Source organism: Paenibacillus sp. FSL R7-0189 (assembly GCF_037969925.1).
In the GTDB taxonomy this organism is placed as follows: Bacteria; Bacillota; Bacilli; order Paenibacillales; family Paenibacillaceae; genus Paenibacillus_AQ; species Paenibacillus_AQ odorifer.
Map to the genome: position 1 here is coordinate 3,463,733 of NZ_CP150223.1, position 19,780 is coordinate 3,483,512.

A 19,780-nucleotide genomic window follows, 5' to 3' on the forward strand; every position below is an offset into this window, starting at 1 on the left:
CGCATCTGCCCTGCCAACCGGCTAAGTCCGGCTGGCAGATCTCAGAAGCAGCGCAGAAGAGATATGAGCTGACGGTATCCCTTGCGGATAAACTTCTGCTGCGAGCAGCAGCTTGTAATAAGCGAGGCTCACGGCTGCGGTAGCCCCCCCGACTCTACGCAAAGCGGCTTCATCCTCTACATGAAGGATGGGCATCTCTCTGCAGGAGTAGGCTATCGCAGCGTATAATTGCCACTCGGTACAGTCCGCAGGCGTTTGATATTGAGGAGGCTTGCTAACATAAATAGAGCACCATTGTTTTTTTATGGAGGTGGGGGCTTCGAGTAAACCGTAAAGTAAGGGCTGCGGCAGACTGGACCATTGAAAGGAAGAACCTTGCGAATGCCGATAAAGTGCTAATAAACTATTCCAAGCACCAGTCTGAAGCAGCAATTGTGCTGCATAGTTGAGATCCGAAAGATCAGCTTTAAGCCTATAATTCCCCGCTAAAAGATGATGGATCGATAAAATCCCCGGTCTGTAAGGCAATAGACAGACAAGCCAGCGCATGGCAGACTCAGTATCTCCAATACGGCAAGAGAAAGCCCACAGGTAGCCAAGTACAAAGGATCGGTTGGAAAGATGGGAAGGATCATGAAGCAGCTGTTCAAGCGGTGCGAGTGTCTGAAGATGTTCTGGTTGATTGTTTATTTCCAGAATCGCCTGCAATGCAACCTGAACAGATAAGGGTAACTGGCTGGCTGTAGAAAGCTCAGCTTGCCATTCCGGATCGCGGGCATTGAGCGCTGCGGGCAGAAGATAACTCAAAGTATCAGGGGATAAAGAGTGCAGATGGTTGTGGGTCAATGCTCGTAGTTGTGCCTTCCCTCCAGATAGAAGGCTTAGTGGGACGAGTTCTCTCCACGCCTCGCTATAATCAGGCTTATGTTGTATGGAAGCCTCGTAATGTCTCCACGCATCCGGGTATTGGTATAACTTCTCACACACTCTCCCGGCTAGTAGTTCTGTTCGATACGTTCCACTGCCCGAGGAAGAAGGGTATTTATGTGCTGTATTCCCGCTCTGAAGTGCTTGCTCCAAGTAGTGCTTGGCTGAGCTGAGCTTCCCTTGTTCCAGTAACAGGAGGGCATAGCTTTCTAATAAATCCGTGAAATCGGGAAAAAGAACGCTCCCCGTACGAAAAACTTCCTCAGCTTCCTGCTTTCGGCCACATAGTTGTAAGGCGTAAGCCGTCTTAAGGTAAATATCTGAGACATAACCGGAAGGGGCTGGAGTGGAGGTGAGCAGCGGAAGGAGGATCTCTGCCGCTTCTTTATATTGTCCCTGCTGATAATACTCTGCCCCTAACGCATAACGAAGAAAAAGATGGTTCGGTTGAAGCCGCAGACCGTTGTTGATAAGTGCTAAATTGCGGTTATATTTATTTTTACGCATCAATTCATCTTCTAAATATCCGTAGTGCAAAATACGCAAATCTGCATAAGCGATCTCCCCCGCTGGAAGCTCCCAAATGCTGCTGGCAATCTCCTCATGAATACTTCCGCGAAAAATAATTCTTTTGTCATTTCTGAATAATCGACAGACATGATCTGTAACAAAATCCGCTTCAGGTATATCACCGACATAGTGGATAATGGGCAGCCAATACCCATGAATATACTCGGCACCAAGCAAGGGCTGGAGCAGATTCTCACTCCAATGATCCACAGCCTCATCGGCATCCAGTACCAGAACCCAAGCAGAAGTTGCATACTCTAGGCTTATATTCCGAGCTTTGGTAAAATCATTTTCCCAAGGAATGTCGATAATCTTTGCACCGAACCTCTGAGCGATTTCTTTACTGTTATCCTCTGAACCTGTATCCGCAATGATAATCTCAGATACTAGCCCGCACACAGAGGATAAGCATTTCTCCAGATGGTTTGCCTCGTTCTTAATGATCATGCAAAGTGTAATATCCGGTGTGGTCATAGGAATACGTCCTTCCTAATCTGAAACTCTGGGCAGTGGAAGTGCGAGCCGCACTCTTTTAGCCGCTGGAGAATAGGGGGTTGAAGAAGAGAGGGAGGCAAGCAGACGATCCGCCAACAAAAGCTCCGAACGCCCTGGGTGATAGGCTGGGTTGAATAACGAGTCATTAGCTGAGGGCTGCCCTGTGGTCTTCATCAGCTGTTTTGCTGCCTTATCACATCCCTCAATCTGCAATAAATCTAAGAGAAGTCCGCTTTTAGCAGCTGTGTATTCGGGTAGATGAGCGTGAAGCCAGCCCGAAATTTCATTTTCGCGCTCAGCACATTTTAAGGCTCGGATCAGTCGGGTTATAATGGGCGTTGGATCGGGATGAAGCTGAGCAGCTTTGGTATAACAGGCACAGGCCTCGGTCTGATCGCCTATTTCTTCGCATAACTGTCCCAGCAAATAAAATGTCAAATAAGATCCGAATCCAGACTCGGTATGGTAACCGGAAGGGGCTTCTCCAATGACTAAGGCTTGCAGCAATGCTGTTTTGGCCTCAGCTAGGGCTCCCATTTGAAACAGCAGCACACCTTTGATATGAGCCAAGTCAGGATAATCTGGATGTAGGGTTATCCCTAAGTCGCAAGCTTCCAGCGCCGCGTTGAAATCTTTTAATTCTGCCAGGCAGCGGATTTGATATTTGTGCAGCAGATGAACGTAACTTGTGTCGGGCGGAGCTTCGTTAAGTGATCTTTTGATATGCTCTAGAGCCGGTTGATATTCACTAAGCCGCATATATTCAACAGCCATATTGAAATGGTGAAAGGGGTCATTGGGATTTAACTTTAGCTGTTCCTTGAGCAGCTCTACATTTCGTTTGATCTTATCTTTTTTTGCTACTACGCCGTCTGCATAACCGTAATGATGGATGACTACGGTGCTTAAATGCATAGCTGCTTTGGGTGTAGCTTTTACGATCGTTTCTGCAATCTGTTCGTGGATGATGCCGCTGAAACGGTACTGCGGGCGGTTACGGAATAGGCGGATAATCGGATTAACAGTAATGGTCTGTGAAGCTGCGGTTAAACCTTTATGATTATGAATGCGCAGAAAAAAAGCTTCATACTCCAAATGCTCCGCACACAGCAACAGCTCCCCCTTACTTTTCGCATCCAGTTCCTCGTCTCCATCCAGAATGAGAATCCATTGTCCGCGGGCTTGCTGAAGACCCGCGTTGCGGGCAGCGGCAAAATCGCCATTCCAAGGATGGTGAACAACTTTAGCTCCAAAGCTTAGAGCAATTTGTAGCGTGGAGTCAGTAGAGCCAGTATCGACTACAATGATCTCGTCGGCGACACCACGTACGCTTTTTAAACATTGGCTTAAGCTATCTGCTTCGTTCTTAACGATCATGCATAGCGAAATCAGAGGTTTTTGGCTTGGCATGTTCATTTGGCTGCCCTCCCCTCGCTCTGGCGGAAGCTCCACTGTGTGTGCCACGGTGTACGATTTAGTAAAAAGATGGATTTATGGATGGCACCAATATCCGTTTGCAGTGGACCGTGGACGTTAGCTGCATCCAAGCTGTTCAGAGCATCCTCCATGCTAAGCTTCGCTTGCTGAAGGTAACAGAGTGCTAAACCCACTCGGGCAGCCTCATGCTCAGGCATTTGCTCCAGCGCTTGTTGAAACCATTCACTGGCTTCCGTGTAATGCCCCTTGTCAAAGACCATCTCACCTATATAAAAAAGAACCTTCGCATCAGCCGCTTGATCGCTAACTAACCTGATAAAATGCTCGCCTGCCTCATTCCTATTCCCTTCTTTATATAATGCTGCGGCTAATTCAGACCGAAAGGTAGGGAACAAATTTACCAAAGCTTCGCTTAACGCGGGCTGGTGTAGTTTTACTGATTGTTCGATCAAATCTGAAATGAATGAGGAATGTAATGTTAATGGATCTACCTCTGCTTCAACGGGATCTACCTTTTGTTGCTGGTGGCACTTCTGAATGTATTGCAGTCCGAAACGAAGTTCGTCTGGTACATAGGTTAGCAGGTCATTGTGGAATTCTCCAAAAAGCGACCAAGAGCAAATAGCCCAGAGGGTAGCCCACTTTTTCAGATATTCTAAATCATGGTTATCTTGCGTAGCTAAGGAGGCCATTTGTCTTATCGTTGTATAGGCGTCTTCCAGCTTGCCGGTAATGATGAGCGAAGAGATCATCCAATTTGCCGTCTCTAATTCCAAGGGAAAAGTGTCTCGGGATAAGTTATTGATGGCCTCATTAGCATTTATCGCAAATAAACTGTCAATAATCGCAGCTCGTTGGGCAGCATTAGTTGGGGGGACGAGTTGTATCAGCAAGGTGGCAATCTCCTCATCGGTTACAGCTAAGCGTTGAAAAGCAGAAGCTATTCCCTGCAAGGCAGGCCTATATAAAGAGTGGTGTTGAAGCGCACGGTGGTAGAATCTCGCAGCGTCCTCCTGAAGCTCAAGCCGCTCTGAGATTAATCCTAGTCGATAAAGTGGGCGGAAGGTGTTCATCCCTTGCTCAGATACATATTTTTGATTAACCTGATCTCCAGAAATGGATGCTGCACGCTGATAAGCTTGAAAAGCACGTTCTAACAAACCTTGACTCTCCAAAGATTGGCCTAATAAAAAATGCAGGTCAGGGTAATCCTCATAACGCTCCAATTCAGGCAACAGCAAGGGATCTATGATATTGGTTTTTCCTTGAGTCAGATAAATTTTACAGAGATCTCTAATCATCGTAGGACGGTAGGAAGCTTCAAGTGGCACATGGTGAAGGGTCTGGCGAAGTAATGTCTCTGCTTCCAGAAGACGACCGTCCTGACAGCAGGTGACTGCTAAATTATACGAGTGAAAAGGATCTTCCGGTTGTTCGGCTAAAGCGAGTCGCAGCAGCTGTTCATTGCGTTTGATTTTATTTTTTCGTGCCATGATTTCCGGCATATATCCGAAGTGTTCAATCTCAATATCACTATGCTCAATCGCCGAGATGTTATGTGATTTAAGGATTGCAGCGTCAATTCCTTCATGAATTCTTCCGCTATATCGATAACCCTGTCCATTTCGGAATAAACGAACCGCACTGTGCTTTACCTTATCTTCAGGCCGAACGCCAAGCCAATTATCAATGTGTACTGTAAAAGCCTGAGCTTGCGTGTTTTGCAGGAGGCTGCGGAGTTCCGGAAGTGGAGTTTGTAGGCGTTCATCGGCATCAAGGACTAGAATCCAATCGGTATCCGCCTGATCGAGACCTTCGTTACGTGCTGCAGCAAAGTTTTCTGTCCATTCCCGTTGGAATACTCTAGCCCCGTGCGCTTGGGAAATAGCTATGGATTCGTCAGTAGAGCCTGTATCTATGACCACAATCTCGTCAACACCTGCTACGCTTGTGAAACAGTGGGGCAGAAGATCAGCTTCATTGTTAACGATGAGGTGGACGCCAAGCGTAATATTGTTCACGTTGTTTCCTCCTTGTTACATATGTAGAAGTAGAAATCAGCTTTTGCTATCAAAAGAAAAAGCACATGGATATCCATGCACTCTTTCGTTACAACATATGATGGGCATCTGCATTACGTTCCCTGCGCGTTGAAACTTACATTGATTGTTGAGGCGGCTCCTGCATTCGTTGATTGATAGGATAAGCGTGTATATTTCAGGAATCTTGCCGGAACTATGACATCGATAGAACCTGCTGCTAAAGGATTATCTCCTGTGGTATCGACGAAATAGTTCGTTCCGTCAGCACTGATTTCAACTCGTGTGTTGACTGGGTTAGCTCCAGTGTTATTGATGAAAAAGGAATAGGTCCCCAATACGCTCGTAGTCACTGCTGGCAGTGGAGTATAGGCATTAGCAGTTGCAATACCCGTCGTCGTCTGTTCGATAAAGCTGCGTTGTGAAATAGAGGTCACACTACTGAGTGTACCGGCTGTGATGGTGGCTCCGAGCACGCTGGTAATGGTGCCGTTTAAGAGGTTGGTGACCGTACCTGCAGAAGACAAAGTACCAGCTGTGATGGTGGCTCCAAGTACGTTAGTAATCGTGCCATCGAGAATGTTAGTAATGGTACCTGCTGAGGACAGAGTACCCGCAGTGATCGTAGCTCCGAGCACGCTGGTAATGGTCCCGTTTAAGAGGTTGGTGACCGTACCTGCGGAAGACAAAGTACCAGCCGTAATGGTGGCTCCGAGCACGCTGGTAATGGTCCCGTTTAAGAGATTGGTTACCGTACCAGCCGAAGACAAAGTACCGGCAGTGATGGTAGCTCCAAGTACGTTAGTAATCGTGCCATCGAGAATGTTAGTAATGGTACCTGCGGAAGACAAGGTACCCGCAGTGATTGTAGCTCCTAGCACACTAGTAATGGTCCCATTAAGGATATTGGTAACTGTTCCTGCTGAGGACAAAGTACCAGCGGTAATGGTTGCGCCTAGTACACTAGTAATAGTCCCGGCAGTGATCGTAGCTCCCAGCACGCTGGTAATCGTGCCATCGAGAATGTTAGTAATGGTTCCTGCGGAGGACAAGGTACCAGCCGTAATCGTAGCTCCCAGCACGCTGGTAATCGTGCCATCGAGAATGTTAGTAATGGTTCCTGCGGAGGACAAAGTACCAGCTGTGATGGTAGCTCCGAGTACGCTAGCAATAGTCCCGTTAAGAATGTTGGTAACCGTACCTGCGGAAGATAAGGTACCCGCTGTGATGGTAGCCCCGAGTACGCTAGTGATAGTCCCGTTAAGAATGTTAGTAACTGTTCCTGCGGAAGACAAGGTACCCGCTGTGATGGTAGCCCCGAGTACGCTAGTGATAGTCCCGTTAAGAATGTTAGTAACTGTTCCTGCTGAGGACAAAGTACCCGCAGTGATGGTAGCTCCGAGTATATTGGAAATCGTACCATCTAGGATAATTGTCGTTAGATTTCCGCCTGGATCTGTAGTAAGCGGATGATCAATCAGCGAGGCATCCCGGCCAAAAATAAGCGTTCGTAGATTATCGGGATTAGCTTGAAAAGAGCTGTAGTTAGGCAAAATTCCTCGTCCCTCTCTTATAAAATTGTTAACTCATACCTATAGACTGGGCTTGGACGTATACATCAATTTTGCCTAAACCCGTTGACTGTTGCGTGGAGGCGGATATCCGAGTCCACTTTAAAAATCTGCTTGGCACTAGCACCTTCATTTCTTTTGCGGCCACGATCTCTTCTGAATCTATAAAAGAATCAAGACTGTTCGGACTAATCTCCAAGCGGACGCTAACAGGGTGGTCTCCTTGGTTCATAACTGCGTAAGAGATCATCGTTTTAGTTCCGCTTTTTTGCCAAGGCAGAGGCGAAATGGAGCTGGACACGGGGAATCCGATAAATTGATGCTCGGAAAATAAAGGACTGATCGTGACCTTACGGCGCTTTCTTCGACCATTTGGAGGTGGAAAAGGTTGCGGATTTCTAGAGCGATTCCCCTGTTTTTTTGTGTGTTTTATTTTGCTGCGCTTTTCTAGTTCCAGACCGTTATGGATTTCATTCACCTCCTACGGGTTTTCTGGAACCCTATCCATAAAAGGACCCTAACCGTCGTTTGAGCCCTGAGCATCAATAAACCGCAGTCCAATAAGCCGCGAACCGTTAGGGACAATCCTTAGCCATTCGAATGGTGATAATAATATATGGTGAAAAATAAGAGGTGATTGGGCTGCAAAAGCAAAAATACGCACCTTCCCAAACAACCTGCTACTTAGAGCGGCATAAAATAAGATAAGCTCAAGTACGGGGAGGATAGCGCATGCCAAACGATTCAGTATTTAATCAGAGTAGCCAGCCACTCTTTACAGAACAAGTCAACACGTATGTTGCACCTGGTATAGATTCAGCTCCGGAGGGAGGAGCGGCTAAGGCGGGGCTATTGTTTGGAATCCCTTTTACTTCTACGGTAACGACTGCTGCACCGTTAGTTGTTCAGATTAGTAATCCGGCAGGCAGCGGACGTACATTGTATGTATCCCGTGTTGCAGCTAGCTCGGCAACAGCTGCGGTTACGTTATCTCTACTTCGGAACGCTACGGTCACCGGAACCACCGTTACACCGATAAATTTTAATTTTGGAAGTGCGTTAACCAGTGTGATGACGGCCAGAACCTCGACTGCTGCCCCTACGGGAGGTCCGGCCACTCTAGTATCTTTATTACTGGCAGCGGGTCCCGTCATTGTTGACTTTACTGGACAAATCGTTGTTCCTCCCGGAAATTCCATAACCACGTCCATCACGATTGCATCGGGAACTTCAGCAGCGACAACATCTATCAGCTGGTGGGAATATTAGAACTGGGAGGGGATAATCATGCCTAATCAATATGTGTTTAACGACAATGATCAACCTCTTTATGTGGATATGGTCAATACCTTCCAAGCTCCGGATATCAGCGCGCCACCTGAAATAAGTGCTTCGAAGGCTGCGGTCTTGTATTCTACCAACACATCCGTGTCTAGTTTGGTCGTACTTAGTCTTATTTCTGCAATTACTTCTATTCGGATTAGTAATGCTGCTGGCAGCGGAAAAACCGTATATATATCTCGTATAAGCGGCAGTATCGGCGGATCTTCTCTGCTATCGGCTATGTCTGGAAGCTTTACAATTGTCAAAGGGGGGACGTTAACCTCTCCTGCAACCTTGACACCAACAAATAATAATCTCGGAAGCGCGGCTACAAGTGCGATGACCGTTCAATCTTCAACAGCGGCAATTAACGGGGGAACAACGCTTTACAATTATCAATTAGCGCCGGGAGCCTTCTCACAGAACTTTACGGGCAGCATCATCGTTCCGCCGGGGACTGCTATTTGTGCTAACGTAACTTCATCTAGCTCGGCCGTAGGTTTAACGATTACTTCTGCACTCGGTCTTCTTTGGTGGGAACAATAGAATATATATTTTATTTTGAACCTATAACGGTGGTGAACCTTGACATCATTTGGTTAAGGTTTTACATAGAAGGTTGGAATGAATAGAAAATAAAGGGGATTGGCATTATACAATAAAGATGGAATTCAGTTTGGAATGTGAAAAGAGGGACAATTATGGAAAGTTGTTTATTTATTCATGGCTTTACCGGAGGTGAGCATGAAATCTCTCCCTTGTCCCAGTTTATGGAGCAGCATAATTATCGTTCCAGAACATTTACCCTAAAGGGGCACGGGGGCAGCAGGAATGATTTACTGCATTCGGATCGACATGATTGGCAGCAAAGTGCTGAGGATGAATTAACAGAGCTGTTAAAGACAAATGACGGAGTTCATCTGATCGGTTTTTCAACCGGTGCTCTTATTGCTTCACATCTTTCAGTGCGCTATAAACCTTGGATTAAATCTCTCACTTTGTTGTCTACCCCTGTGTTTCCGCTGAATCCTGTAGAAATTATTAAGACCCTTGCGAGCTTTTCCATGCTAAAAACTTATATTAGTAAATTCAGTTCAACGCCTCCAAAAGCAACTCGAGAGTTCCAGCGACTGGTTCGTGAAAGCTTTTCTGTTTATCCGCATATTGAGACTCCAACCCTGATCGTGCAAGGGAAACGGGATCATCTAGTGAAGACTAGAAGCGCCGATTACCTACGTCATCATATGATCAAGGCGACCCAAAAACAGGTGCTGATGGTCGACAACAGTGGTCATATGGTGTGCCATTGTGAAGAGAAGGACCGAATTATGAATGAGGTCTTGCAGTTTATTCAGACGGCGGGACGCTGAACTCAAACCGTAAATATTCAACCCCAAGAGCTTCCGAAATAGGAGCTCTTTTTTTGTTGTGCATTTCAATTTTAAGGCTTGACAACGCGTCTGGTGTCATGGTAATTTTTAGTAGGGAAACCGGTTTCCCTAAAATTCGTTTGTTTCTATGCCAAAAACATCGCTGGAAAGGTCGTTTTTAATCCAAGAAGTAGGTTTTAGTGTGTTATGAATACGCTTTAATAAGAGAGGGAGATGCGCGCGATGAAACGTAAGTTATGGTACGTGCCCGTTCTGATTACATCTATTCTTCTTTCTACTGTGATTAATTTATTCATCTTAGCGCCACAACAGGCAGATGCGGCCAGCATCGGTACGATTAACGAGAATGATACCATTTATCAGATTATGGTTGACCGGTTTAATGACGGGGACTCTTCCAACAATGCTACGGGAGCGGCAATTCGCTATGGCGAGAACTCTGAAGAAGATTTCCGTTATATGAAAGGCGGAGATTGGCAAGGGGTGATCGACAAGCTGTCTTATATTAAAAATATGGGCTACACCGCGATCTGGATTTCCCCAGTGGCGAAGCCGCAAATGACGAATCGGGAGAACAATGGCAGCGGTAAAAATACAGCGTATCACGGGTACAATGTTAAGGACCCTAACGCAGCCAATCCCTACTTTGGTACAAAGGAGAAGCTTAAGGAGTTAGTGGATTCCGCACATGCGGTTGGCATCAAGGTAGTGATCGACGTTGTGCCGAACCATATCGGGGATTATATGCTGGGTACCCAAGCCTACTATGATATCCCTAGTCTGCAGCCAGCAGCTCCTTTCAATAACCCGGCTTGGTATCACCATAATGGAGATATCAACTGGTCTTTGGCAGACGGAAGATACGATCAATGGGCACAGGATTACTTAGAAAATCATGATCTAGGCGGACTGGATGACATTGACTTCGATGTCCCTGCTGCTAAAAAAGCCGTATTTGATTCGATTAAAGGCTGGTTTGACTATACAGGAGCAGATGGTGCGCGTGTAGACGCAGCCAAGCTGATGAAGCCGACTGATATTGGTGAACTGCAAAATTATCTGGGGGTTAATACCTTTGGCGAGAATTTTGACGGCAATGCTGAATTTGTCTCACGCTGGGTCGGCAACAACAAGGAGTGGGGCATGCTTGATTTCCCAATGTTCTTCTCCGTTCTAAATAGCTTCGCATATGGGCAGTCTTTTGACTCCAATATTAAAAGCACCTTGGCACAGGATTCCTACTACAACGGAAATGCCAATCACATGGTTACCTTTATCGACAATCATGACCGCAATCGTTTTCTCACAGAAGCTGGAGGAAGCGTAGATAAGCTGCAGAACGCTTTGACTTTTATTTTTACAGTGCGTGGAACACCCGTAGTCTTCCAAGGTACGGAACAGAACAAAGGCAATGGTAATGGACAGATTATGACGGGAGGCATCGCCGATACCTGGAACCGCTGGTCAATGGTGAAACGGGATGCAAACGGCAATGTATTAGAGAATTATTTTAATGAGAATGCCAGCACCTACAAGCACGTAGCCAAACTTAATGAGATTCGGAAAAATAATCCGGCACTCCGTACAGGCACTCAACGTGAAATGTGGTCTGCACAGAACTTATATGCTTTTTCACGTCGTATCGACACTGGAACTAATCTGGGGCAGGAAGTTATCTCCGTATTCAGTAATAAATCCAGCGGCTCGCAGACCGTTACCATTCCACTGCGTGCAGAGAGCAGCTTGGCAGTCGGGACGGTTCTTTATAACCAGTTGAACACTTCGGATACGGTAACTGTACAATCGGGTGGAGCAACTGGCAAGCAGATCACTGTAACCGTGGGTGCAAATGCAGCCAAAATTTATGCAAAACAACAGCTTCCTACAGATACAGTGGCTCCAACTGTACCAACTAACGTGACCGCAACTGTTCAAAATGCATCCAGTGCTTTAGTAAGCTGGACCGCTTCCACCGACAATGTAGGTGTGACCGGATATGAAATTTATCGCAACGGCGTCAAAGTGGGTACATCCGCAACTACTTCATATACGGATAACGGATTATCCGCCAGTACTACGTATGACTATACGGTAAAAGCAATGGATGCAGCAGGCAATCTATCCCTCCTTAGCGCGATTGCTTCAGTGACAACACCAGCGGGGAACAGTGTCACTATTTACTATAAGCAGGGCTATACCTCGCCTTATATTCATTATCGCCCTGTAGGAGGAACTTGGACGACATCACCAGGTGTGGCGATACCTGTCTCTGATGTAGCAGGCTACAACAAAATAACGATTAATATCGGCTCAGCCAGCCAGCTTGAAGCTTGCTTTAACAATGGCAGCGGTACTTGGGACAGTAACGGGGGCAGCAACTATTTATTTAGTGCCGGCACCTGGACTTATACACCAACTGGCAATATTCAATCGGGTGGACCAGTGACGCCGACACCAACGGTAACGCCGACACCATCACCAACCGTAACGCCTACACCGACGGTAACGCCGACACCGACGCCAACCGTAACACCAACAGCAACACCAACGCCAACACCGACGCCAACGGTAACGCCGACACCGACCGTAACGCCAACGCCAACTCCGACACCGACCGTAACGCCTACACCAACGCCAACGGCAACACCTGTCGGCAGCACGGCAACGATCTATTATAAGAATGCGGCTTATAGCAGCTCTTATATCCATTATAAGCTCGATGGTTCAACGGTCTGGACGACGTCTCCAGGCGAGCAGCTCCAAGCTTCTGCTTTTACAGGATATAAGGCGGTTACGATTCAGCTGGGCACGGCAGCTGGGCTGACCGCAGCCTTTAATAATGGCAGTGGCACATGGGATAACAATGGCGGCAATAACTATCATTTTGCTGCGGGCACCTGGAGTATGGTGAATGGCAACATCACCGCAGGAGAACCACAAGCGGATAGTGTTACATTCCGAGTAACTGTTCCTGCGTCTACTCCTGTGAGTGGTCCCGTTTATCTCTCCGGTTCCTTCAATAGCTGGAATGTGGCAGATCCGAACTACCAACTGACGAAGGGCAGTGATGGTATTTACTCCATCACACTAAGTCTACCGGCGGGAACAGCAATTCAATACAAAGTTACACGAGGCGCTTGGACTAATGTGGAGGTGAATTCGAATGGATCGGATCTTTCCAATCGAACTCTTACGCCATCAGGCGGTACACAAACCGTAAATCTGACGGTTCAGCGCTGGAAGGATCTATAAGCTTCATAATATCTACAGTTTAAACACAACAAGGAGCGGCTCCCGTATGGGGCCGCTCCTTGGTAAGCAGTATGAAGCTTTTTAATTGCAGAAAGTACAATTAGACTTTCTGTTTGAAGCTGGTAGAAAGATTTAACTGTATTTTGTACAGTAGAATTCAGGAAAAAGGCTGTTTTTTGCCAATTTCACGAGTTTTGACTGCACAAAGTGCAATTAAATCGAATGTTACCCATCTTATAAGGATTTCTATTGCACAAAATGCAATTAAATCCGATGTAGCCATTTTAGCTACTCAAATTCGATCAAGCTAAAGCAGTTACTCCAGACAATCAAGCCGAATCAGCACTCAGCGCAATAAAGCTCAGTCAGCTACACAAGCTCAATCAAGCTCAGTTAGTTACTCCAGACAATCAAGCCGAATCAGCACTCAGCGCAACCAAGCTTCTGCCTCCTCACTAAGTTCCCGCCGGGAACTGGGATCTCATGGTTGACTCACGGGGAATGAGTTCTGGCTCGAGAAGCAAATGCCCGGTAGGCATGTTGTTATTACGAATGCGTTGCATCAGCAGCTCGCCTGAAGATACCCCCAGCTGGAACGTGTCGATATTCAGAGAGGTTAGAGGAGGCGTAGTATAACGGGACAGAGGATATTCATCAAAAGCTGCGATGCCGAGCTGTGATGGAACATGAATATCCAGTGATTTTGCAGCTTGAAGCACCCCGAAGGCAACATAGCTGTTCATGCATACTACGGAGTCTGGTCGATCTTCGCTCTGTAGAAGCTCAAGTGCAGCATGATAGCTCTCATGTTCATCAGCCTTACAATTGATAATCCATTGCTGCTGATCCGCAAGATCTGCTTGCTGCAATGCTTGCAAATATCCACTCAGACGATGGGTATAAATCTTTTCCTGCTGCTGCCCGCCTATGAAGGCTATTTTGGAATACCCCTGCTTTATTAAATGTGAGGTCAGCATGCCGCCGCCTGCTTCATTATCGAAATCGACCCAGCTTCCGGGAGTCATAATTTCGCCGATGGAGATGTAGGGAAACTCCAAGCGGTTCAGTTCTTCGCAAAGCTCTTCCGTAAGTACGGAGTTATTCGCTATGATTCCGTCGACACGTTTGCTGAATACAAGTCTATTTAGAAAATGTCCTTCCGGACTACTATGCTGCACATTGGAAATAGTCAGCTCGTATTTTAAAGGCGCAATTACACTTTCTATTCCACCGATGATGTTGTAGAAAAACTGGTTTAGAAATTCACTTTCCTTGGACATATCGACCAGGAGACCAATATTACAGCTGCTTTGTCTGGCTAATCCAGTAGCGATACTGCTTGGTGTATAGTTCATCTGCTTCATAATTTCGCGAACTTTGTGTTTCGTTTTCTGTGATATTTTTGGGGAATCGTTTAATACTTTGGATACGGTAGATTTAGCCACATTGGCTGCTTTGGCAATATCAGAAATGGTTACTTTCATTGTCTTCCCCTCATAATCCGGAACGGTATTTGTAACCATAATAACACAAATTTAGCAGTCTCTCTAATCACAAAGAGTCTCATAGATTTAAAGATAAAAGCATAAAAAAGGAGTTTGGAAGTTATGCCTCATACATGGTTTTTATATCATACAAGTGAAGATCCGTTTGCCTATCCTGTGGGTACGGGCATCTTGAAGCTCAGACTGTTCACGCAAGCTGGACAGCAATTATCCTGTACCGTCATCTACTCAGACCGTTATGATTCTCCGGGGCATGAAGTTCCTTTGCAGATGGAGCGGATTGGGTCGGCAGGTGTTTATGAGATACATGAAGCGGTCATTGAGAACCCTACGAAAAAATGCAGATATCTATTCCATGTAACTAATCCTGCGGGTGAATATGTCTGGTATGGAGAGAGAGGGGCGTCGGAGAGCCGCGAACGTGCGGGTTCTTTTCAATATGCATATCTCCATCATTCTGAGGCGTTGAAGTTACCTTCATGGAGCATGGATGCAGTAACCTATCAAATCTATCCTAGCAGTTATAACGAAGGGACCTTACAAGGCATTTCTGACAAAATGCCCTACTTGCAACAGTTAGGAGTAAACGTTGTTTATATGACGCCTGTATTTGAGTCTCCTTCAGAGCATAAATATAATACCTCCGATTACTATAAGGTTGATCCAGTATTTGGGGATATGGAAGGATTGAAGGTGCTGGTCAGCCAGGCACACAGGCATGGAATCAAAGTGATTTTAGACGCTGTGTTTAATCATTCGGGAGACCGCTTTTTCGCGTTTAAAGATGTGTTGGCAAAAGGAGAGCTATCTCCGTATAAAGATTGGTTCTTCATTCATTCCTTTCCGGTTACGCAGACGCCCGTACCCAATTATGAAACGTTTGCCAAAGCTGAAGCGCATATGCCAAAGCTGAACATGGACAATCCGGATACGGCGAATTACATGATTGAGGTTGCGAAGTATTGGGTGCGCGAGACAGGGATTGACGGCTGGCGTCTGGATGTGGCCAATGAAGTTAATCCGCGTTTTTGGTCCCGGTTTCGGCAAGAGCTCAAATCTGAATATCCTGAAATCCTGCTGATCGGTGAGATTATGCATGCTTCTGGGCCATGGCTTAGAGGGGATCAGTTCGATGGAGGAATGAATTATGTGCTTCGTGATGCAGTGTTGGAATTTTTTGCGGAACAATCTACGGGGCCAGTTCGCTTTATGGAGCAATTGCTCCATCAGGAGGCATTGTATAATGACCAGGCGAATTCGGCAATGTTTCAGTTGCTTGGCAGCCATGATACCCTGCGGTTTCTTACGGCATGTAAAGAAGGTGGGCGTGGTTGGGACCACGTGAGTACCGCTGTTGAACGTATGATGCTGGCTGTTTTTTTCCAGATGACCTATATCGGTATTCCAATGATCTATTACGGGGATGAGGTTGGGATGGAAGGGGCGACAGACCCCCACTGTAGAAAAGCTATGAGATGGCAAGAACAAGCTCAGAATGCAGTGCTGCATAAGTGGTATCAACAATTGATTTCTCTGAGAAAAAGCCATGAAGTTCTGCGCAAAGGTTCGTTTCGTCCTTGGTTTACTGATGAAGTTCGTAATGTGTTTGGCTACATACGAGGTGTGGAGCACGAGAAGATAGGGCTGATTATCAATAATTCTCCAAACCCGTACCAACTAGAGCTTAGCCCATATCGAGCTGATAAGAACGAATTAACTGATTTATTGTCTGGAGCAACTTTTAAAAATAATAATAAGCTTACGGTCAGCATTGAACCTTTTGGCTGTTTGATGTTGTATTAAAAAAGAAAAGGCCCCTCTCTAAGGAAAGGGACCTTATTCTAATTTACAGCACTTTTTTTGCTTCTTTTGTTCTTTAAGTCTCTATATTCCTGATTCTCCCATTGTTTCAGCAACGGAAACGGATCAAAAGCCCATTCGGTAATTCCGCGATCGCGGTAAATGCCAAAGTGTAGATGTGGAGGAAATTTTCCTTGTGTTCCGGGATTGCCGTAACCCGAGCTGCCTACCCAGCCAATAATCTCACCGGGGGTGACTATATCTCCGCGAGAAATGGTTTTGTTATATCCAGATAGATGAGCGTAATAATGGTAACGGTTCTCGATATCGCGAATGCCAATTCTCCAGCCGCCGTACCGGTTCCAGCCTTTTGTCTCTACTAAGCCAAAGCAGGTGCTTCGTACTGGCACTCCTTGAGGTGCAAATAGATCTGTTCCTTCATGGATACGTGCTCCGCCCCAGCTTCTTCCAGTACCCCAAGTGCTACGATAAGAATAAAGGTTACTTAGGGGAAGCGGGAAGGCATTGCCGGATAGGTCCAGCCGTCCAAAATGTTCATATAACTTCGCGAACTGGGTAATGCGCTGCGAGGCGCGGCCATTGTGATAGTACTCCCAGACCCCGATACTGAAATCACTAGCGGATTGTCCATACTTCAATAAGTGTCTAGCCATACTATACAGAACGTCCGCATCATTCTCTGGATCAGCAATGCCGTCTCCTGAGCCATCACTGCCAAAACCATCAAAGAAGCTAATGGATTTAGGGGAAGTATCCCCCTGATCCGGATTAAGTGGACCAGCCCATACCGGTGCCGGGATTTTTATGGCTGTAAGGCGCGTGGAGACAGGCTGCCCTGAGGCTCCCTTTTTGGCGAGCGTGCGTTCATATTGATCAATGGCTGCGAACCTAAACCAAGGGATACCAGTAGCTGCGCTCATTTGCTCATAAATCTGTCTACGGCCAGACCATTGCGCTTCTTTGCTAGCACTAGCGGGATCCCCGCTGCTCATCACCGGTTGGATAGTAGGCCGCGCTACAGCTGCTGCAACGGGAAGGTTTAAACCACCCCAAAGGATAGCGGCCGCGGACAGGCATAACAGGGTTCTCCGGTTTTTAATATTTTTAAATAGGGCCAGCAAGATAACAGCCTCCTTTTGTCCGGGCATTAAATTGAATGTAGTCACTTCGGATGAAGCTTTTTTATAGATTGGTGCAAAATACTACTTTTTATCCGTTCTTGTCTAAAGGTACCAGAAAAATCTCGCTGGAAACTCCAGATGATACACCCTGCATATTTCACAAAAACAGGCAATTGTAAATCGCACATGTTATAATATGAGGCAGCAACTTTCATCTGCAGCATCACATTCAGGAGGAAGCGGGGTTTATCATTTTGTCTAATAAAACAGCAAAGCAACCTAAACCGGATTGGATTAAGATTAAGCTAACTACCGGTGACAACTATCAGGAAATCAAAAGCATGATGCGTTCCAAAACTTTACATACCGTATGTGAAGAAGCTAGGTGTCCGAATATTTATGAATGCTGGGCAAACCGTACGGCTACCTTCATGATTTTAGGTGATATTTGTACACGCGCATGCCGTTTTTGTGCAGTAAATACAGGGATGCCTACAGAACTGGACCTGCAGGAGCCTGAACGTGTAGCTGAAGCTGCAGAGAAAATGAATCTTCGTCACTGTGTGGTGACTAGTGTGGCCCGCGATGATCTTGCGGATGGTGGCGCTCAGATTTTTGCTGAGACGGTCGCGGCGATTCGTAAACGCCTTCCGTTATGTAGTGTTGAAGTGCTTATTCCAGACTTTTTAGGAGACCGGAATAGTCTTGAGATTGTCATGAACAGTAATCCAGACATTCTTAATCATAATATTGAGACCGTGGAACGGATGTCAGATCGTGTACGGGCTAAAGCGAAGTACCCTCGTTCCTTGGAATTGCTGCGCAGAGCCAAGGAAATGAAACCGAATATTCCAACCAAATCGAGCATCATGCTTGGTGTCGGTGAAGAGTGGAATGAGATTTTACAAGCAATGGATGATTTGCGAGCCGTAAATTGTGATATATTGACTTTAGGACAATATTTGCAACCCACTCCAAAACATTTAAATGTCGAGAAATATTATCCACCGGAGGAATTTGCACTGTTGAAGGAAGAGGGAATGAAGCGTGGCTTCAGCCATGTGGAATCAGGCCCGCTAGTTCGCAGCTCTTATCATGCGCATGAGCAGGTGAAGTCTGCAGCTCAAGCTCGCGAGGAGCGTGCGGTTTCTTCTAGCTAATTATTGCTTTTCTGTGGTTTAATTCACGGAGAATGTTAGTAAGAGGAGGAAGAGCGACAGCGTTCTGAAATCTCTGCTCTTAGGTTACCCATAAAAATCGTTGATTTGCGTCATTGGAGGGGAATATTGGAGCTGTAGGAGCGGTTCGAGAACAGCGACCGAAAGCCCAATATTCCACATAGATGGCGGTATAATCAACGTCATGATTCCCAAAGAAAGGCAGGCGGCAAAAGGTTTGATCGTAATAGGCGGAAAAGGCTATGAACTTATGTTGGATCATAAGGATGGTTGGAATCCGGAGGCATTTCGCGGGAGATATAGCGAGGTGCTGGAAAGATACGACTATATTATCGGTGACTGGGGTTACAGTCAGTTACGTTTGAAAGGTTTTTACCGGGACAACCATCCTAAGGTGAATCGGGATACAGCGATTTCGGGTATGGTTGATTATATTAATGAATACTGCAATTTTGGCTGCGCTTATTTTGTGCTGCATAAATTGAAAGAGGTACCACAAGAAGGCATGTTCAAGGATATTTTGATCAAAGAAATACCAGAGCCGAGTGATGAAGAGGCCTTGGATCAAGAATCGGAAGCTAGTGATGAAGCGGCTGCAGATAAAGAGTTTTCTGCTAAAGAAACATCCTCTAAGCAAGGCTCGAATCACTCATTGGCATTTAAAGAGATGACTTCTTCTAAGGACAATATGGCGAAGGATAGACCTGTGAGAGAACATCAGAGCCGAAATCACCGGGGCAAGGATTCACAGGGCAAGAAATCCAAAAAGGATTTCCAAGGCAGACCGCCACAAGGTCAGTCTCAGAAGCCCCAAAACACACCAAAACCTCAAAGCGCTCAAAACAACCAGAACAATCAAAACAACCAGAACAATCAAAACAATCAAAACAATCAAAACAATCAAAACATAGAAAATTCGCAACCTTAATGATGAAAGCTGAACCATAAGTAGAGTCCTTCTACGAATGAGCCAGCTTTTTTTCTTATAAAAAATAGCAGAGCAGCGTTTCTCCCGGTACTTGGAGATCGCTGCTCAGTGTTGTGGTGTGTTGCTCAGTGTTGTGGTGTTGCTGTGTGTTGTTCAGTGTTGCTCTATGCTATTAGTCGTTGGCTGCTTGACTCAGCAGTTTCATCATCCCCCGAGGCTTAA

The 19,780-nt window shown here is 46.1% G+C and carries 14 protein-coding genes; 7 read left to right on the forward strand and 7 right to left on the reverse strand.

The window, feature by feature from the left end:
• Positions 1-21: 21 nt before the first annotated feature.
• The 5 genes from MKY63_RS15070 to MKY63_RS15090 form a co-directional block, all read right to left on the reverse strand.
• The gene (locus MKY63_RS15070; protein ID WP_339813367.1) at positions 22-1,971 is read right to left on the reverse strand and encodes a glycosyltransferase; all 1,950 of its coding nucleotides are present in this window, start codon (positions 1,969-1,971) and stop codon (positions 22-24) included.
• 15 nt (positions 1,972-1,986) lie between these two features.
• Positions 1,987-3,408 (reverse strand): glycosyltransferase, encoded by a 1,422-nt coding sequence (locus MKY63_RS15075; protein ID WP_339813370.1) that lies wholly within the window; start codon positions 3,406-3,408, stop codon positions 1,987-1,989.
• Entirely contained in the window at positions 3,405-5,450 is a 2,046-nt protein-coding gene (locus tag MKY63_RS15080) for a glycosyltransferase (RefSeq protein ID WP_339813373.1), read from the reverse strand. The genes MKY63_RS15075 and MKY63_RS15080 overlap by 4 nt, the downstream gene beginning before the upstream one ends.
• Positions 5,451-5,563: 113 nt before the next feature.
• Positions 5,564-7,021: a DUF6385 domain-containing protein gene (locus MKY63_RS15085; RefSeq protein WP_339813376.1), complete on the reverse strand. Its 1,458-nt coding sequence runs from the start codon at positions 7,019-7,021 to the stop codon at positions 5,564-5,566.
• 28 nt (positions 7,022-7,049) lie between these two features.
• Positions 7,050-7,517, reverse strand: a complete 468-nt coding sequence (locus MKY63_RS15090; protein WP_143766103.1) for a DUF6385 domain-containing protein — start codon at positions 7,515-7,517, stop codon at positions 7,050-7,052.
• Between the two features lie 254 nt (positions 7,518-7,771).
• Here MKY63_RS15090 and MKY63_RS15095 point away from each other — a divergent pair, with 254 nt between their 5' ends.
• The 4 genes from MKY63_RS15095 (at position 7,772) to MKY63_RS15110 (ending at position 13,005) form a co-directional block, all read left to right on the forward strand.
• A complete protein-coding gene (locus MKY63_RS15095) occupies positions 7,772-8,308 on the forward strand; it encodes a hypothetical protein (RefSeq protein ID WP_076128012.1) in 537 nt (178 codons plus the stop codon).
• Between the two features lie 18 nt (positions 8,309-8,326).
• Positions 8,327-8,908, forward strand: a complete 582-nt coding sequence (locus MKY63_RS15100; protein ID WP_076316370.1) for a hypothetical protein — start codon at positions 8,327-8,329, stop codon at positions 8,906-8,908.
• 155 nt (positions 8,909-9,063) lie between these two features.
• Complete coding sequence (locus MKY63_RS15105) at positions 9,064-9,732, forward strand: alpha/beta fold hydrolase (RefSeq protein WP_076178957.1); 669 nt, start codon at positions 9,064-9,066, stop codon at positions 9,730-9,732.
• A 243-nt stretch (positions 9,733-9,975) separates the two neighbouring features.
• Positions 9,976-13,005: a carbohydrate binding domain-containing protein gene (locus MKY63_RS15110; RefSeq protein ID WP_339813386.1), complete on the forward strand. Its 3,030-nt coding sequence runs from the start codon at positions 9,976-9,978 to the stop codon at positions 13,003-13,005.
• A gap of 455 nt (positions 13,006-13,460) precedes the next feature.
• Here the strand turns inward: MKY63_RS15110 and MKY63_RS15115 are convergent, their stop codons facing one another.
• Positions 13,461-14,489: a LacI family DNA-binding transcriptional regulator gene (locus tag MKY63_RS15115; protein ID WP_094903751.1), complete on the reverse strand. Its 1,029-nt coding sequence runs from the start codon at positions 14,487-14,489 to the stop codon at positions 13,461-13,463.
• A gap of 123 nt (positions 14,490-14,612) precedes the next feature.
• Here MKY63_RS15115 and MKY63_RS15120 point away from each other — a divergent pair, with 123 nt between their 5' ends.
• On the forward strand, positions 14,613-16,313 hold the full coding sequence (locus MKY63_RS15120; protein WP_339813389.1) for a glycoside hydrolase family 13 protein: 1,701 nt from the start codon (positions 14,613-14,615) through the stop codon (positions 16,311-16,313).
• A gap of 38 nt (positions 16,314-16,351) precedes the next feature.
• Here MKY63_RS15120 and MKY63_RS15125 read toward each other — a convergent pair whose 3' ends face one another.
• Entirely contained in the window at positions 16,352-17,452 is a 1,101-nt protein-coding gene (locus tag MKY63_RS15125; protein ID WP_339813393.1) for a M23 family metallopeptidase, read from the reverse strand.
• Between the two features lie 254 nt (positions 17,453-17,706).
• Here MKY63_RS15125 and lipA point away from each other — a divergent pair, with 254 nt between their 5' ends.
• Both lipA and MKY63_RS15135 read left to right on the forward strand, forming a co-directional pair.
• Entirely contained in the window at positions 17,707-18,612 is a 906-nt protein-coding gene (gene lipA, locus MKY63_RS15130) for a lipoyl synthase (protein WP_036685320.1), read from the forward strand.
• 202 nt (positions 18,613-18,814) lie between these two features.
• Positions 18,815-19,558, forward strand: a complete 744-nt coding sequence (locus MKY63_RS15135) for a YutD family protein (protein WP_339813395.1) — start codon at positions 18,815-18,817, stop codon at positions 19,556-19,558.
• Positions 19,559-19,780 lie beyond the last annotated feature (222 nt).

Coding starts and splice junctions, on each gene's coding strand:
- MKY63_RS15135 (WP_339813395.1), top strand. CDS start 18,815: ATGATTCCCAAAGAAAGGCAGGCGGCAAAAGGTTTGATCGTAATAGGC.
- MKY63_RS15070 (WP_339813367.1), bottom strand. CDS start 1,971: ATGACCACACCGGATATTACACTTTGCATGATCATTAAGAACGAGGCA.
- MKY63_RS15115 (WP_094903751.1), bottom strand. CDS start 14,489: ATGAAAGTAACCATTTCTGATATTGCCAAAGCAGCCAATGTGGCTAAA.
- MKY63_RS15100 (WP_076316370.1), top strand. CDS start 8,327: ATGCCTAATCAATATGTGTTTAACGACAATGATCAACCTCTTTATGTG.
- MKY63_RS15075 (WP_339813370.1), bottom strand. CDS start 3,408: ATGAACATGCCAAGCCAAAAACCTCTGATTTCGCTATGCATGATCGTT.
- MKY63_RS15120 (WP_339813389.1), top strand. CDS start 14,613: ATGCCTCATACATGGTTTTTATATCATACAAGTGAAGATCCGTTTGCC.
- MKY63_RS15105 (WP_076178957.1), top strand. CDS start 9,064: ATGGAAAGTTGTTTATTTATTCATGGCTTTACCGGAGGTGAGCATGAA.
- MKY63_RS15095 (WP_076128012.1), top strand. CDS start 7,772: ATGCCAAACGATTCAGTATTTAATCAGAGTAGCCAGCCACTCTTTACA.
- MKY63_RS15110 (WP_339813386.1), top strand. CDS start 9,976: ATGAAACGTAAGTTATGGTACGTGCCCGTTCTGATTACATCTATTCTT.